Origin of the sequence: Emticicia sp. 17c (genome assembly GCF_037153985.1) — a bacterium.
Taxonomy (GTDB): Bacteria; Bacteroidota; Bacteroidia; order Cytophagales; family Spirosomataceae; genus Emticicia.
Genome location: NZ_JBBAYI010000010.1, coordinates 173,707 through 185,169 on the forward strand (window position 1 = coordinate 173,707; position 11,463 = coordinate 185,169).

Genomic DNA, 11,463 nt, shown 5'->3' on the forward strand with positions numbered 1-11,463 from the left:
TACTGTTGAACAGGTATTGAGAATATTGCCTGATAGCAAGAACTTTGACTTGAAAATCAGAAACGACAAGCACTTACAAATAGGGCAAGTCATTCAGGTTTTTGAAGTAACTTTTTGTGACAACGTATTAAAATGACTAAAAATGAACCTACCCATCTTACGCGATTACAACATTTATTCGGATGAAATAGTGTATCTGAAAGCAGATGTTAACTATACTGAGTTTTATATGAAAAACGGAAGAAAGATAGTTTCTTCGAGTACCCTGAAGCATCATGAAGCTGACGAACGTCTGAAAGATTTTCTTAGGGTAAATAAGTCATATCTGGTCAATAAAAAATACATCGGCCAGTACAGGGCGCGTTATAAGGATGTAAGAATCTACCTGACTGATGGCTATGAAATTAAAGTAGCCCGTCGCCGACGTATAGCCATCATGAAGAGTCTGGAATATATTCCCCGAGCAAATTTTAGCTAACACTATTACCTGTATCTTTAAAACTAACTGTTAGTTAATTTCGTTTTGTTCAGGTTCTTTCATTTCTTTTCTGGCATTGAGGTACCCTTTTACAACAGTAAAGGTAGTTACAGCCAGAAAGAAAATAATGATATACTCAACGTAGTCGGTAATCCATGGATATTTTTCTCCGAAATAAAATCCGCCACCCACTAAAGTAATTACCCAGATAGCCCCGCCTAAAATATTAAAGGTCATGAACTTATAAAACTGCATTTTAACAATGCCAGCCAGAATCGGGGAGAAGGTGCGAACAACAGGTAAAAAACGGGCAATAATGAGTGTTTGGCTACCATACTTGGCAAAATATTTCCGCGTGCTTTCGATATGCTTTTTCTTGAAAAACAAAGAGTCCGGTCGGGCCTGAATTTTGTCTCCAAAGTATAACCCTGATAAATAACCCACTAAAGACCCCAACACGGCAGCCAGAAAAATGCACGTCAGTAGGAGTGGGAGTGGAGCATTAAGTGTTTTGGTTCCACAAAAAACACCAGAAAGGAATAACAAATAATCGCCAGGAAGAAAAAAGCCGAAGAAAAAGCCATTTTCAATAAAAATAATTAAAGTGATTGCTACTAATCCTCCGGTCTGGATGATTTCCTTTGAATTCATCAAATACTGAAACCAATTACTTACCTGTTCCATTGAAATGTTGTGTTTAAGGCTTTCCTGACAGAAAGCCTTTTCTTATAAAATGTTTATTGTACTTTCGGTTCGTTTAATTCTATTACATAGCCGTCAGGGTCTGTAACATAAATCTGAAAAGCACCGTCGAATCTTTGCTGACGATGGTAAGGTACTCCTTTTTCTTTTAAATAAGCCTCAATTGAGTCAGCCGATTTGGCCGGAATAGTCCATGAAAAATGTCCGCCGTTTTTATCGTTATTTGTTACAGGCTCGCTTCTGCCTAGCAGCAGGTGTAATTCCTGACCGGGTGCAATCTGAAACCAACGTCTGATAGCCACCAGATTATCTGGCACACCCAAAGGCTGTAAGCCAATAATATCACGATAAAATCGGGCACTTACCTGCAAGTCTTTTACATACAAGCCCACGTGGTTATAAGACTGTACCGGAATCCCTTTCGAGTTTTGGGCAAGCGCATTCACTGAAATGCCTAGTAAAAGAACAACAATGTATTTAGAAAAATTCATAGGATAGGTATATATATAGGTTGAAAAAATATTAAACGCTATTTTGTTGAAATATCGGCTAAAAAATAAGCTTATGCAAATTCTGACAACTCTAGCCAGCGCATTTCTTTATTGGCTATGTCGTCGGTAATTTTTTCAAATTCTTTGGCCCAATTTGCCAGTTCTTCATGGCTGCCATTCCCCGAATTCATTTGTTCCAGAACTGAGTTTTTTTGCTGTTCTAAGGCTGCAATTTCTTTTTCCAGACTTTCATATTCTTTTTGTTCTTTAAACGAGAGTTTCTTTTTGGTTTCTGCCTTCGGAACATTACTTACTGCCTCTGCCTTGCTAGGGGCAGGCGTATTTATGTTGGTAGTGGTAGACTGGTTTGGTTGTTCATCTTTCCAGTTGCGGTAATCTGTATAATTCCCCGGGAAATCTCGTATGTACCCATTACCTTCAAAAACAAACAGATGTTCTACCATTTTATCCATAAAATAGCGGTCGTGTGACACCACTAGCAAACATCCACCAAAACTTATCAGAAAATCTTCCAGTACATTAAGAGTCGAAATATCCAAGTCATTAGTAGGCTCATCCAGAATCAGGAAATTCGGGTTCTGTACAAGTATTTTCAGTAATTGAAGTCTTCGTTTTTCTCCACCACTCAGCTTATACACAAAGCTGTATTGCATAGCAGGCGGGAACAAAAAAAGCGTAAGGAAATTGGAAATAGAGAGTTCGGAGCCATCGGCCATTTTAACATATTCGGCTATTTCTCTTACCACATCTATCACGCGTTGGCCTTCATCAAAGTCAAGCCCTTCCTGCGAGTAATATCCTATTCTGATGGTTTCCCCTTTTACAACCCTACCCATATCAGGTTTAAGCTGTTCGGTTATGATTTCAAGCAAAGTGGTTTTGCCCATTCCGTTTTTACCTACAATACCTATTCTGTCGCCTTTTTTAAAGGTATAACTAAACTCCGATATAACCTTTTGCTCCTGAAAACTTTTGCTTACGTGCTGAATCTCAATAATTTTACTACCCATCCGCTCCATTTTCATACTCAATTCGAGTTTCTCATCGGGGCGTTTTTTCTGGGTTTTGTCTTTCAGGTCATAAAAAGCATCAATCCTGCTTTGAGATTTTGTACCTCTGGCTTTAGGTTGGCGACGCATCCATTCCAGTTCTTTTCTCAGTAGATTTCTGTAATTTTTCTGTGTAGCAGCATTAACGGCTTCTTGTGCTTCTTTTTTCTCAAGGTAATAATTATAATTACCTGTATATTTATATATCTGGTTATCGGCAAGCTCAAGAATACGGTTACAAACCTTGTCAAGAAAATAACGGTCATGCGTTACTAATAGCAGCGTAATATTTGACGAAGACAAATAACCCTCCAGCCATTCAATAGTATCAAGGTCGAGGTGGTTGGTAGGCTCATCCAGAATCAGAAAGTCTGGTTCTTCTATCAGCACCCTAGCTAAAGCAACGCGTTTTTGTTGCCCACCTGAAAGATTATTGATTAATTTATCAAAATCAGTAATACCTAGTTTACTAAGAATTTGCTTCACTTTTACTTCATAATCCCATGCTTTAAGGGTATCTACTCTTTCGATAGCATCAGCAAGTCTTTTATCGTTATGTGCCTGAAGAGCCAATTCATATTCTTTTATAGCTGCGGTAAGCGTATTTTCTGATGAAAAAATAGTTTCCAGTACAGTTTTCCCAGCAGGTAAGTCAGGGTTTTGGTCAAGATACCCCGTTCTTATATCTTTACGAATGCTGATTTCTCCGGCATCAATATCGGTTTTTCCGATAATCATATCCAGTAACGATGATTTCCCTGACCCATTCGAGCCAATAAGGGCAACTTTTTCTCCTTGTAAAATGCCAAAGGTAAGGTTCTTGAAAAGCCAGCGTTCTCCTAAATTCCTTCCAATATTTTCGGCTGATAAATAATTCATAATTGTTTACAGCATTTGCTGTTTAATAAAATGTGCGTGGCAAAAATACATTTAATTTTTGGTTAATCGTTTGGCTAGTTCTTCCCATTCATCTTCCAGAGAGATTTTAGGCATGTTTTCTCCTGCCCGACGGTACCAATAAGACGCATTCCATTGGTCGCCCTCTTTCCGGTGTAAATAAGCATGCAGCCGGTCGTATTCCTGCGTACCTTCTCTTGATTGTGCTATATTATGCGATGCCTCCCAGTTACCGTTGTAATCATACCACAGTGCCTGTAATAAAGGGGGCATATCTTGCGGAATATTGGTGGATGAGAGCGTGCTTTTAAATGCCTGAAGATTCATGATAATACGGTATTTGACAAAAAGTGAGGTATTACCTCATTAACTTGCTCAAAGTTACAAAACCCCTTTGAATTTTTTATATTTAATTCAGGCCCTATAAAGCTCAGGTAAAACTGACGACCTTATTCCAATATTGGGGAAATAATTACCCATAAATTTTAAAAAAACTTGGCCTTATGTGCTTCTTATAGGGATATGAATACTTTGGAATGGTATTTTAATACGTAAAACCGTAGATTATTTACCATAAACTGACATAGAACATGAAAACGAGACTGTTTTTAATTAGTGCTTTACTTACATTATCATTCTTTGGATTTGCTCAACCAACCACTTCATTAGGACCCAAAATAGGTGTAAATGTAACTACATTCAGACCTAAAGCCGAAAGCTTCGATTTGTTATCAGGCCTTAATGCTGGGTTATTCCTGAATCATAGTATTAATAGCAATTTCGGAATAATGGTTGAAGGAACTTACTCGCAGATGGGTACAAAAGTACAAAATGGCGGAAACATGGAGCGCATCCATTATTTACAGATACCCGTAGCTGCTGTTTATTATTTTGGTCAACGTGGGCAGGCGTTCCGTCCGAAAATATTTGCTGGCCCCTATTTAGGTATCTTACTAGCTGCTACCGACAGAACCGGCAGCAAAGTAGCCAACGGGCAACCGGTTTATACGAATGCCGATGTAGGCGCACAAGTTGGGTTAGGGTTTAATTATCGTATCAAAAACGAAACATGGCTCAATGCCGACGTACGTTATATCCGAGGTTTTGGAGATATCACCCGTGAGCCTAGTACCAGTTTTCAGAACGTAGGGGTAGGTATTAATCTGGGCATAAGTTTCCCTATCAAGAAATAATTATTTTCAATAATGCAATAATGGCAAATAGCGGACCTAATGTTAGGCCCGCTATTTGCTTTCTCTATGTTTTCGGTAGGCTCTGGCGGCTACAAATAATAACATTCCAAAAGCAATTACTCCTAAAAACAGATATACAAAGTTTAGCAGGTTTTTAACAACGGCCAGAAGAACAATGGCTACCAGAAACAAAGTAGGGAGTTCGTTCAGAAGGCGGTATTGAAAAGAATTAAAAACAAAACGCGATTCGCCTCTTTCGAGCCGTTCGATAGTCTTTTTGCAAAAAATGTGGTATCCTGTTAATAATACCAACAAAACCAATTTTACGTGCAGCCAACCCTGTTGTAAAAAAAACGGCGAGTTAATAAGCATTAGTATGCCGCAGGTCCAGGTTATCATCATAGCCGGATTACAGATAATCTTGTAGGCCCTTTTCTGAAGCAAAATATATTCTTTTTTAAATGCCTCGCGCAGGTGTTCGGGTTTCTGGTCGGCCTCGGCATGGTAAACAAACATCCTGACCAGATAAAACAAACCCGCAAACCATGAAACAAAACCAATTATATGTAAAGATTTAAGATATAGATGAAGCATTTATGTAAAATTATCGTTTATAACTGTATCTATTTTTAACGCCTCAAAAATAAGCAACAAAACCTTACGTTAAACTATAAAACTGATTTTAAAAATGAATAAACTGTTTTCGTTTCTTCTATTTATTTTCATATCGGCCCCTGTTTTCGCACAAAACCCTAAAGCAAAAGAATTTTATGATAAAGGTATAAAGAGCTTTATGGAACGGAAACCCTCCGATGCTACCGAAAGTTTACTGAGAGCTATTGAAAAGGATTCTACCTATGCCGATGCCTATTTTAAATTGGGTCAGATGAATGAAACGGCCAGAAACGAAGGAAATGCCCTAAAATATTATCGAAAGGCCTTACATTTCAAACCTGATAACCCAACTTACAAGCAGGCCTATACCTATATTGGTACACGCGCATTGCGTGCTGGTAATTATAATGAAGCCAAACCTTTACTTGAGTTTGCCTTGAAGAATTCGCCACCTAATAGCATGATTGTGAAGCAGTTAACACAACAGTTGGAAGTTTGTAAATTTGGTATTGAAGCTCAAAATAGGAAATTGAACTTTCAGGCAAGCGATATGGGCGAGGTTATTAATTTTAAGCATAACCAGTATTTTCCTGTACTGACAGCCGATAACGAAACCCTGATTTTTACAGCACGCTCGGAAGATGGAGACGAAAACCTGTATGTGTCGCAGATGACAGACGGTAAGTGGAGTAAACCACAGGGTATTTCGCCTAAAATTAATACAGCCGCTAACGAAGGTACTTGCAGCATTTCGGCCGATGGGCGCACACTGGTTTTTACCAGTTGTGACGGAAAAGATAGCTTTGGAAGCTGTGATTTGTACATAAGCAGAAAAATAGGTAGTGAATGGAGTACACCCGAAAACCTCGGCGAAAGTGTCAATACCCGTTTCTGGGAGGCGCAGCCGAGCTTGTCGAATGATGGACATATACTCTATTTTTCGTCAGACCGCCCCGGTAGTCTAGGCCAAAAAGACATCTGGATGACAGAACTCAGACCCGATAAGACATGGGCAAAGGCCGTAAACTTAGGTAATACCGTTAATACAGTAAGAGACGAAATATCGCCATTTGTGCATGCCAATGGCCGAACACTTTTCTTTGCTTCCGATGGGCATACAGGTATGGGAGGTTTTGATTTATTCATGACAGAAAATAAGTCAGGCGGATTCTCTGCACCCGAAAATCTGGGGTATCCGATTAATACCCACGAAGACCAAGTTGCATTATTTGTAACCTCAGATGGCAAAAAGGGGTATTACTCTTCTGATTCCAGAAATACCACTCGTTTATATGAATTTGATATTCCTAAAGAACTGAACGATAAATTCAGAAGAGCTAATTTTGTAAAGGGCGTTGTAAAAGATGCCCAGACCCAGAAAACCTTAGAGGCAGAGATAGAACTGGTTGATTTAAAAAGTAATCAAATACTGGAACGTATCCAGTCAGATGCCTTAACGGGCGAATACACCGCTGTGTTGCCAAACGGAAGCCATTACGGATTATTTGTAAACAGAAAAGACTACTTTTTCAAGAGCCTTTCTTTTGATTTTTCTGAGAAGTCAGATGCGAATGGGAAAATCATTAATATTCTCCTTGAACCTATCAGAAAAGATGCTAAAGAGGTACTTAGCAATATTTTCTTTGATTCAGGTAAGGCCGAGCTTCGCCCTGAGTCTTTCCCTGAACTCGATAAATTACAAAAACTGCTGGTAAATAATAAAACTCTTCAGGTTGAAATATCAGGCCATACAGATAATGTAGGTAAAGATACCGATAATCTGGCTTTATCACAGAAAAGAGCCGCCGCTGTGGCCGAGTACCTCATTAGCAGAGGAGTAAATGCTGCTAACATCAAGGCCATAGGATGTGGCGAAACCAAGCCAATCTTACCAAATGATACCGAAGAAAACCGCCAGTTGAACCGTAGAATTGAAATGAAAATTTTATAGGCTTGCCTATCAAGGTATTTTTCATGAACTTTGTGCCTTGAAAACTATGTTCATTTATCAGCAGGCATTTAAAGCAATACTGCTTAATGCTTGCCGAGAAAATTTACAATCATTCATTCACGATTATCAATATAATGGCACAAGAACAAGTAGAAGTGTTAATTTTAGGCTCAGGCCCGGCAGGATATACTGCTGCTATTTATGCGGCAAGGGCAGGTTTGAAACCAGTAATGTATCAGGGTGGGCAACCCGGCGGGCAATTAACTATAACAACTGACGTTGAGAATTTCCCCGGGTATCCGAATGGAATTATGGGGCCTGAAATGATGGAGGATTTTAAGAAACAGGCTGAACGCTTCGGAACCGACAACCGTTGGGGCATGGCTACAAAAGTTGATTTTTCAACGCCATTGGCACATAAAGTAATTATCGACGAAACACACGAAATTATTGCGAAAACCGTTATTATAGCTACGGGTGCTTCGGCCAAATGGCTGGGTCTGGAGTCAGAGCAACGCCTGAATGGTTATGGAGTATCTGCTTGTGCGGTATGTGATGGATTCTTTTTCAGAGGGCAGAATGTAGCTATTGTAGGTGGTGGTGATACCGCTTGTGAAGAAGCGCATTATTTGTCAAAACTTTGCAAAAAAGTATATATGCTGGTGCGTAAAGGCGAGTTCAGAGCTTCTCAGATTATGCAACAACGTGTTGAAAATACTCCAAATATTGAAATCCTTTACCACACTGATACCCTAGAAGTATTAGGAGAAGAAGGAGTAACAGGGGTAAAAATAAAAAATAATCTTACTCAGGAAGAATCAATCCTCGATGTAACAGGTTTCTTTGTAGCTATTGGTCATCAACCCAATACCCAGATTTTCGATGGTTTCTTGAAAATGGATGAAGCCGGATACATCGAAACTATTAAAGGAAGTGCCAAAACAAATGTTGAAGGTGTATTTGCTTGTGGCGATGCACAGGATAAAATTTACCGTCAGGCCATTACAGCGGCCGGTTCGGGCTGTATGGCTGCTTTAGATGCTGAAAGATATCTGGCCGAGAAAAGTTTGCATTAAGGCATAAAAATGCTTAATATTGTTATAAAAATACCTTAAAATGCAAGTTAGTAGGTGTTTTTACAGGGAAACCTAAAAATATATCAATTACAAAAATGAAAAAGGCTTTATTTACCATCATTCTTTCAACCTGTATTCTGGGCTATGCTAAGGCACAGGAAAGAGGAAAAAAACTGAATAAACCGAATATCCCGCAGAAGGAAACTAAAAGCAAGGATAAAAGCCAGAATAAAAATTCTAAGCAGGACGATGAGTTCAGTTTTGAGGAAGAACCTAAATTACGCTTTATTAACGAATTTGAAGCCTCAAAAGCAAATAAAGGCACAAATGTGAAAATAGAGCCTATCAAGGAACTGAACGCGGCCGTACATGAAGATACTTCTACTATTGATGAAGGAGAAATCCAGATTGTGGAGATTGAAGAAGATGCGCAGTTTGCTGGTAGTGAAGATATGGTAAAAGTAGCCAGTTATTTTTCAGTATGGAATACAGATATAATTGACCCCTACGGAATTGATGCAAAAGATTACGAAGAGGTTATTCCGATTCAGTTATATGATATTTCTCAGAACAGATACTGGGCAGGCCCTATGGCTAAAGGCGTTACAAACTCACAATTTGGGTGGAGATGGCGTCGCTGGCACACAGGTATTGACCTTGACCTTGATACTGGCGAGCCAATTTATTCAGCATTTGATGGTATCGTGCGTGTATCAGGCGTACACGGAGGGTATGGAAGATGCGTAGTAGTAAGGCACTATAACGGACTTGAAACACTTTATGGTCACTTGTCGAAAATTAATTTTGAGTCAGGTACCTTAGTAAAAGCCGGAGACGAAATCGGGAAAGGCGGTAGTACGGGCAGAAGTTCAGGGCCTCACCTGCATTTCGAAACACGTTACGAGGGTAACCCTTTCGACCCTAAAAATATTTTTACTTTCGCCCCCGAAAAAATAGATATTATTTCGCAGGAGTTTACCATGACCTCACGCGTGTATGATTATCTGAGAGGTGGCACAAGTAAAGGAGATTTTGAATTTGACGAACCACAAGCCATTACCAGAAAAGCGTGGATAAGAGTGCGGTCGGGCGATACACTTTCTGAAATTGCTGAGCGTAACCACACTACGGTTGCAAATCTGGCACGTATGAACCGGATAAAAACAACCACAAGATTACGCCCCGGGTATCGTCTCAGAATCAAATAAGAAAATAACAGCATAGAATTTACAAGCGACGTGAAACTATTTACGTCGCTTTTTTTTTATAACTAATAGCAACCAAAAGATATTAAAAGTTAAAAAATGAAATTAGATATACTTGTAATGGCGGCTCACCCTGATGACGCTGAGATGTCGTGTGCAGGAACAATGGCAATAGCTGTTGCTAAAGGCAAAAAAGTAGGTATCGTTGATTTTACCAGAGGCGAATTAGGAACACGCGGTACACCCGAAATTCGTGCAGCAGAAGCAGCCGCCGCTTCTCAGATACTAAGTGTGTCGGTTCGTGAAAATATGGGATTCAGAGATGGGTTTTTCAAAAATGACGAAGAGCATCAGATGAAACTTATTTCGGTTATTCGTAAATACCAACCCGAAATTGTTCTGGCAAATGCTGTTGAAGACCGTCATCCCGACCACGGAAAAGGGGCTGCGCTAGCCGTTGATGCTTGTTTTTTGTCGGGCTTGCGTATGATTCAGACCTTTGATGAAGCGGGCAATGCACAGCCTGCATGGCGCCCTAAATTTTTGTATCATTATATTCAGGACCGCTACATCAAGCCTGATTTCGTAGTAGATATTTCGAAATACTGGGATTTGAAAGAGACGTCCATCCGTGCTTATAAAAGCCAGTTCTATGACCCAAACAGCAAAGAGCCGGAGTCATATTTAACAAGCCCCGAATTTTTAGATTTTCTGAAAGCTCGTTCGCAGGAAATGGGGCATCCGATAGGTGCTAAATTTGGTGAAGGGTTCACAAAAACCAGAATGTTAGGCGTGAAGGATATATTTGATTTGGCCTGATAAGAGCCTTACTTTTACCTAAAATTTGTGTTTATGATTAATTTTTTATTGTCGATACAGCAAAAATTCAGTCTTTTTATTAATAGCATCTTATCGTTGATAAAGGTGCTATTTTTATCTGACTTTTCTCTAAAAGCTGCCAAAGCCACTCAATCCCGTTGTGGTATTCTGGGTAATGGGCCTTCGTTGAAAACAACACTCGAAAAAGACCGAGATTTTCTGCAACAACTCGAACTCATAGCTGTAAATCTTTTTTCAACTACTGAAGAATATAAGGAATTAAAACCTAAAAATTACTTATTGCTCGATTGGTCGTTTATGAACCCCGACCACTCGTTTGGCAGGAGAGGGCTTCGTGGTATTATCGAAAATACTACTTGGGATTTAAATCTTTTTGTGCCTGATAAAATGCTTAAATCGACATATTTTAGCAGTGAGCTGGCTCAAAATCCTCATATTAAACCCATTGCGTTCAATTATACGATTGTAACCGGATACAAACCTTTTATTTACTGGCTCTTTAAAAGAAATATAGGTATGCCCCAATGCCAGAATGTGCTGGTAGCTACCTTATTTTATGCCTTGAATATGGGTTTTAAGGAAATATACCTTTTTGGCGCAGACCATTCATGGCATGAAATGATAAAACTCGATGAAAATAATAATCTGGTCGTGAGTGATACCCATTTTTACGGACAGAAAGATTATGATATTGCCGTTCGAGAAACTTCCTATATGAGTCAGCAATTATTCTCTTTGCACAAAGCCTTTTATGGCTATGAAGTACTGGCGGGTTATGCACGTTATCTTGGGGTAAAAGTATACAATGCCAGCGTAAAAAGCTATGTAGATGTATTTCAGAAGGTAAAAGTCAGTGACCTGAGCAGTAACGAGTAAAAAGTAAAATAACATACCAGAAGTGGCAGATTATGTAAAAGGCATACCTGATTTTCAGATATGCCTTTT

General features: G+C 39.3%; 12 protein-coding genes. 7 read left to right on the forward strand and 5 right to left on the reverse strand.

What is annotated here, in order from left to right; translation table 11 throughout:
- The first annotated feature begins 142 nt into the window (after nucleotides 1-142).
- Nucleotides 143-478 carry a LytR/AlgR family response regulator transcription factor gene (locus WAA15_RS18700; protein ID WP_337044349.1) on the forward strand — a complete coding sequence of 112 codons (336 nt, stop codon included), beginning with the start codon at nucleotides 143-145 and terminating at the stop codon, nucleotides 476-478.
- A gap of 30 nt (nucleotides 479-508) precedes the next feature.
- Here the strand turns inward: WAA15_RS18700 and WAA15_RS18705 are convergent, their stop codons facing one another.
- The 4 genes from WAA15_RS18705 to WAA15_RS18720 all read right to left on the reverse strand — a co-directional run bounded on the left by WAA15_RS18705 (nucleotide 509) and on the right by WAA15_RS18720 (nucleotide 3,965).
- Entirely contained in the window at nucleotides 509-1,162 is a 654-nt protein-coding gene (locus WAA15_RS18705; RefSeq protein ID WP_337044350.1) for a DedA family protein, read from the reverse strand.
- 53 nt (nucleotides 1,163-1,215) lie between these two features.
- Nucleotides 1,216-1,671, reverse strand: a complete 456-nt coding sequence (locus WAA15_RS18710) for a VOC family protein (protein WP_337044351.1) — start codon at nucleotides 1,669-1,671, stop codon at nucleotides 1,216-1,218.
- A 71-nt stretch (nucleotides 1,672-1,742) separates the two neighbouring features.
- On the reverse strand, nucleotides 1,743-3,620 hold the full coding sequence (locus WAA15_RS18715; protein WP_337044352.1) for an ABC-F family ATP-binding cassette domain-containing protein: 1,878 nt from the start codon (nucleotides 3,618-3,620) through the stop codon (nucleotides 1,743-1,745).
- A gap of 51 nt (nucleotides 3,621-3,671) precedes the next feature.
- The gene (locus tag WAA15_RS18720) at nucleotides 3,672-3,965 is read right to left on the reverse strand and encodes a hypothetical protein (protein ID WP_337044353.1); all 294 of its coding nucleotides are present in this window, start codon (nucleotides 3,963-3,965) and stop codon (nucleotides 3,672-3,674) included.
- Nucleotides 3,966-4,228: 263 nt separating this feature from the next.
- Between WAA15_RS18720 and WAA15_RS18725 the strand changes: the two genes are divergently transcribed.
- The gene (locus WAA15_RS18725; RefSeq protein WP_337044354.1) at nucleotides 4,229-4,831 is read left to right on the forward strand and encodes a porin family protein; all 603 of its coding nucleotides are present in this window, start codon (nucleotides 4,229-4,231) and stop codon (nucleotides 4,829-4,831) included.
- A 51-nt stretch (nucleotides 4,832-4,882) separates the two neighbouring features.
- Here the strand turns inward: WAA15_RS18725 and hemJ are convergent, their stop codons facing one another.
- Nucleotides 4,883-5,425, reverse strand: a complete 543-nt coding sequence (gene hemJ / locus WAA15_RS18730) for a protoporphyrinogen oxidase HemJ (RefSeq protein ID WP_337044355.1) — start codon at nucleotides 5,423-5,425, stop codon at nucleotides 4,883-4,885.
- Nucleotides 5,426-5,519: 94 nt separating this feature from the next.
- Here hemJ and WAA15_RS18735 point away from each other — a divergent pair, with 94 nt between their 5' ends.
- The 5 genes from WAA15_RS18735 (at nucleotide 5,520) to WAA15_RS18755 (ending at nucleotide 11,394) form a co-directional block, all read left to right on the forward strand.
- Nucleotides 5,520-7,397: an OmpA family protein gene (locus tag WAA15_RS18735; protein WP_337044356.1), complete on the forward strand. Its 1,878-nt coding sequence runs from the start codon at nucleotides 5,520-5,522 to the stop codon at nucleotides 7,395-7,397.
- Nucleotides 7,398-7,531: 134 nt separating this feature from the next.
- Entirely contained in the window at nucleotides 7,532-8,473 is a 942-nt protein-coding gene (gene trxB, locus WAA15_RS18740) for a thioredoxin-disulfide reductase (protein ID WP_337044357.1), read from the forward strand.
- A 95-nt stretch (nucleotides 8,474-8,568) separates the two neighbouring features.
- The gene (locus WAA15_RS18745) at nucleotides 8,569-9,681 is read left to right on the forward strand and encodes a peptidoglycan DD-metalloendopeptidase family protein (protein WP_337044358.1); all 1,113 of its coding nucleotides are present in this window, start codon (nucleotides 8,569-8,571) and stop codon (nucleotides 9,679-9,681) included.
- 96 nt (nucleotides 9,682-9,777) lie between these two features.
- Complete coding sequence (bshB1, locus tag WAA15_RS18750) at nucleotides 9,778-10,497, forward strand: bacillithiol biosynthesis deacetylase BshB1 (protein WP_337044359.1); 720 nt, start codon at nucleotides 9,778-9,780, stop codon at nucleotides 10,495-10,497.
- Nucleotides 10,498-10,530: 33 nt separating this feature from the next.
- Nucleotides 10,531-11,394 carry a hypothetical protein gene (locus WAA15_RS18755; protein ID WP_337044360.1) on the forward strand — a complete coding sequence of 288 codons (864 nt, stop codon included), beginning with the start codon at nucleotides 10,531-10,533 and terminating at the stop codon, nucleotides 11,392-11,394.
- Nucleotides 11,395-11,463 lie beyond the last annotated feature (69 nt).

Excerpts from the sequence above, each read along its gene's own strand:
- WAA15_RS18700 (WP_337044349.1), top strand. The coding sequence starts at position 143 with ATGAACCTACCCATCTTACGCGATTACAACATTTATTCGGATGAAATA.
- WAA15_RS18705 (WP_337044350.1), bottom strand. The coding sequence starts at position 1,162 with ATGGAACAGGTAAGTAATTGGTTTCAGTATTTGATGAATTCAAAGGAA.
- WAA15_RS18710 (WP_337044351.1), bottom strand. The coding sequence starts at position 1,671 with ATGAATTTTTCTAAATACATTGTTGTTCTTTTACTAGGCATTTCAGTG.
- WAA15_RS18715 (WP_337044352.1), bottom strand. The coding sequence starts at position 3,620 with ATGAATTATTTATCAGCCGAAAATATTGGAAGGAATTTAGGAGAACGC.
- WAA15_RS18720 (WP_337044353.1), bottom strand. The coding sequence starts at position 3,965 with ATGAATCTTCAGGCATTTAAAAGCACGCTCTCATCCACCAATATTCCG.
- WAA15_RS18725 (WP_337044354.1), top strand. The coding sequence starts at position 4,229 with ATGAAAACGAGACTGTTTTTAATTAGTGCTTTACTTACATTATCATTC.
- hemJ (WP_337044355.1), bottom strand. The coding sequence starts at position 5,425 with ATGCTTCATCTATATCTTAAATCTTTACATATAATTGGTTTTGTTTCA.
- WAA15_RS18735 (WP_337044356.1), top strand. The coding sequence starts at position 5,520 with ATGAATAAACTGTTTTCGTTTCTTCTATTTATTTTCATATCGGCCCCT.
- trxB (WP_337044357.1), top strand. The coding sequence starts at position 7,532 with ATGGCACAAGAACAAGTAGAAGTGTTAATTTTAGGCTCAGGCCCGGCA.
- WAA15_RS18745 (WP_337044358.1), top strand. The coding sequence starts at position 8,569 with ATGAAAAAGGCTTTATTTACCATCATTCTTTCAACCTGTATTCTGGGC.
- bshB1 (WP_337044359.1), top strand. The coding sequence starts at position 9,778 with ATGAAATTAGATATACTTGTAATGGCGGCTCACCCTGATGACGCTGAG.
- WAA15_RS18755 (WP_337044360.1), top strand. The coding sequence starts at position 10,531 with ATGATTAATTTTTTATTGTCGATACAGCAAAAATTCAGTCTTTTTATT.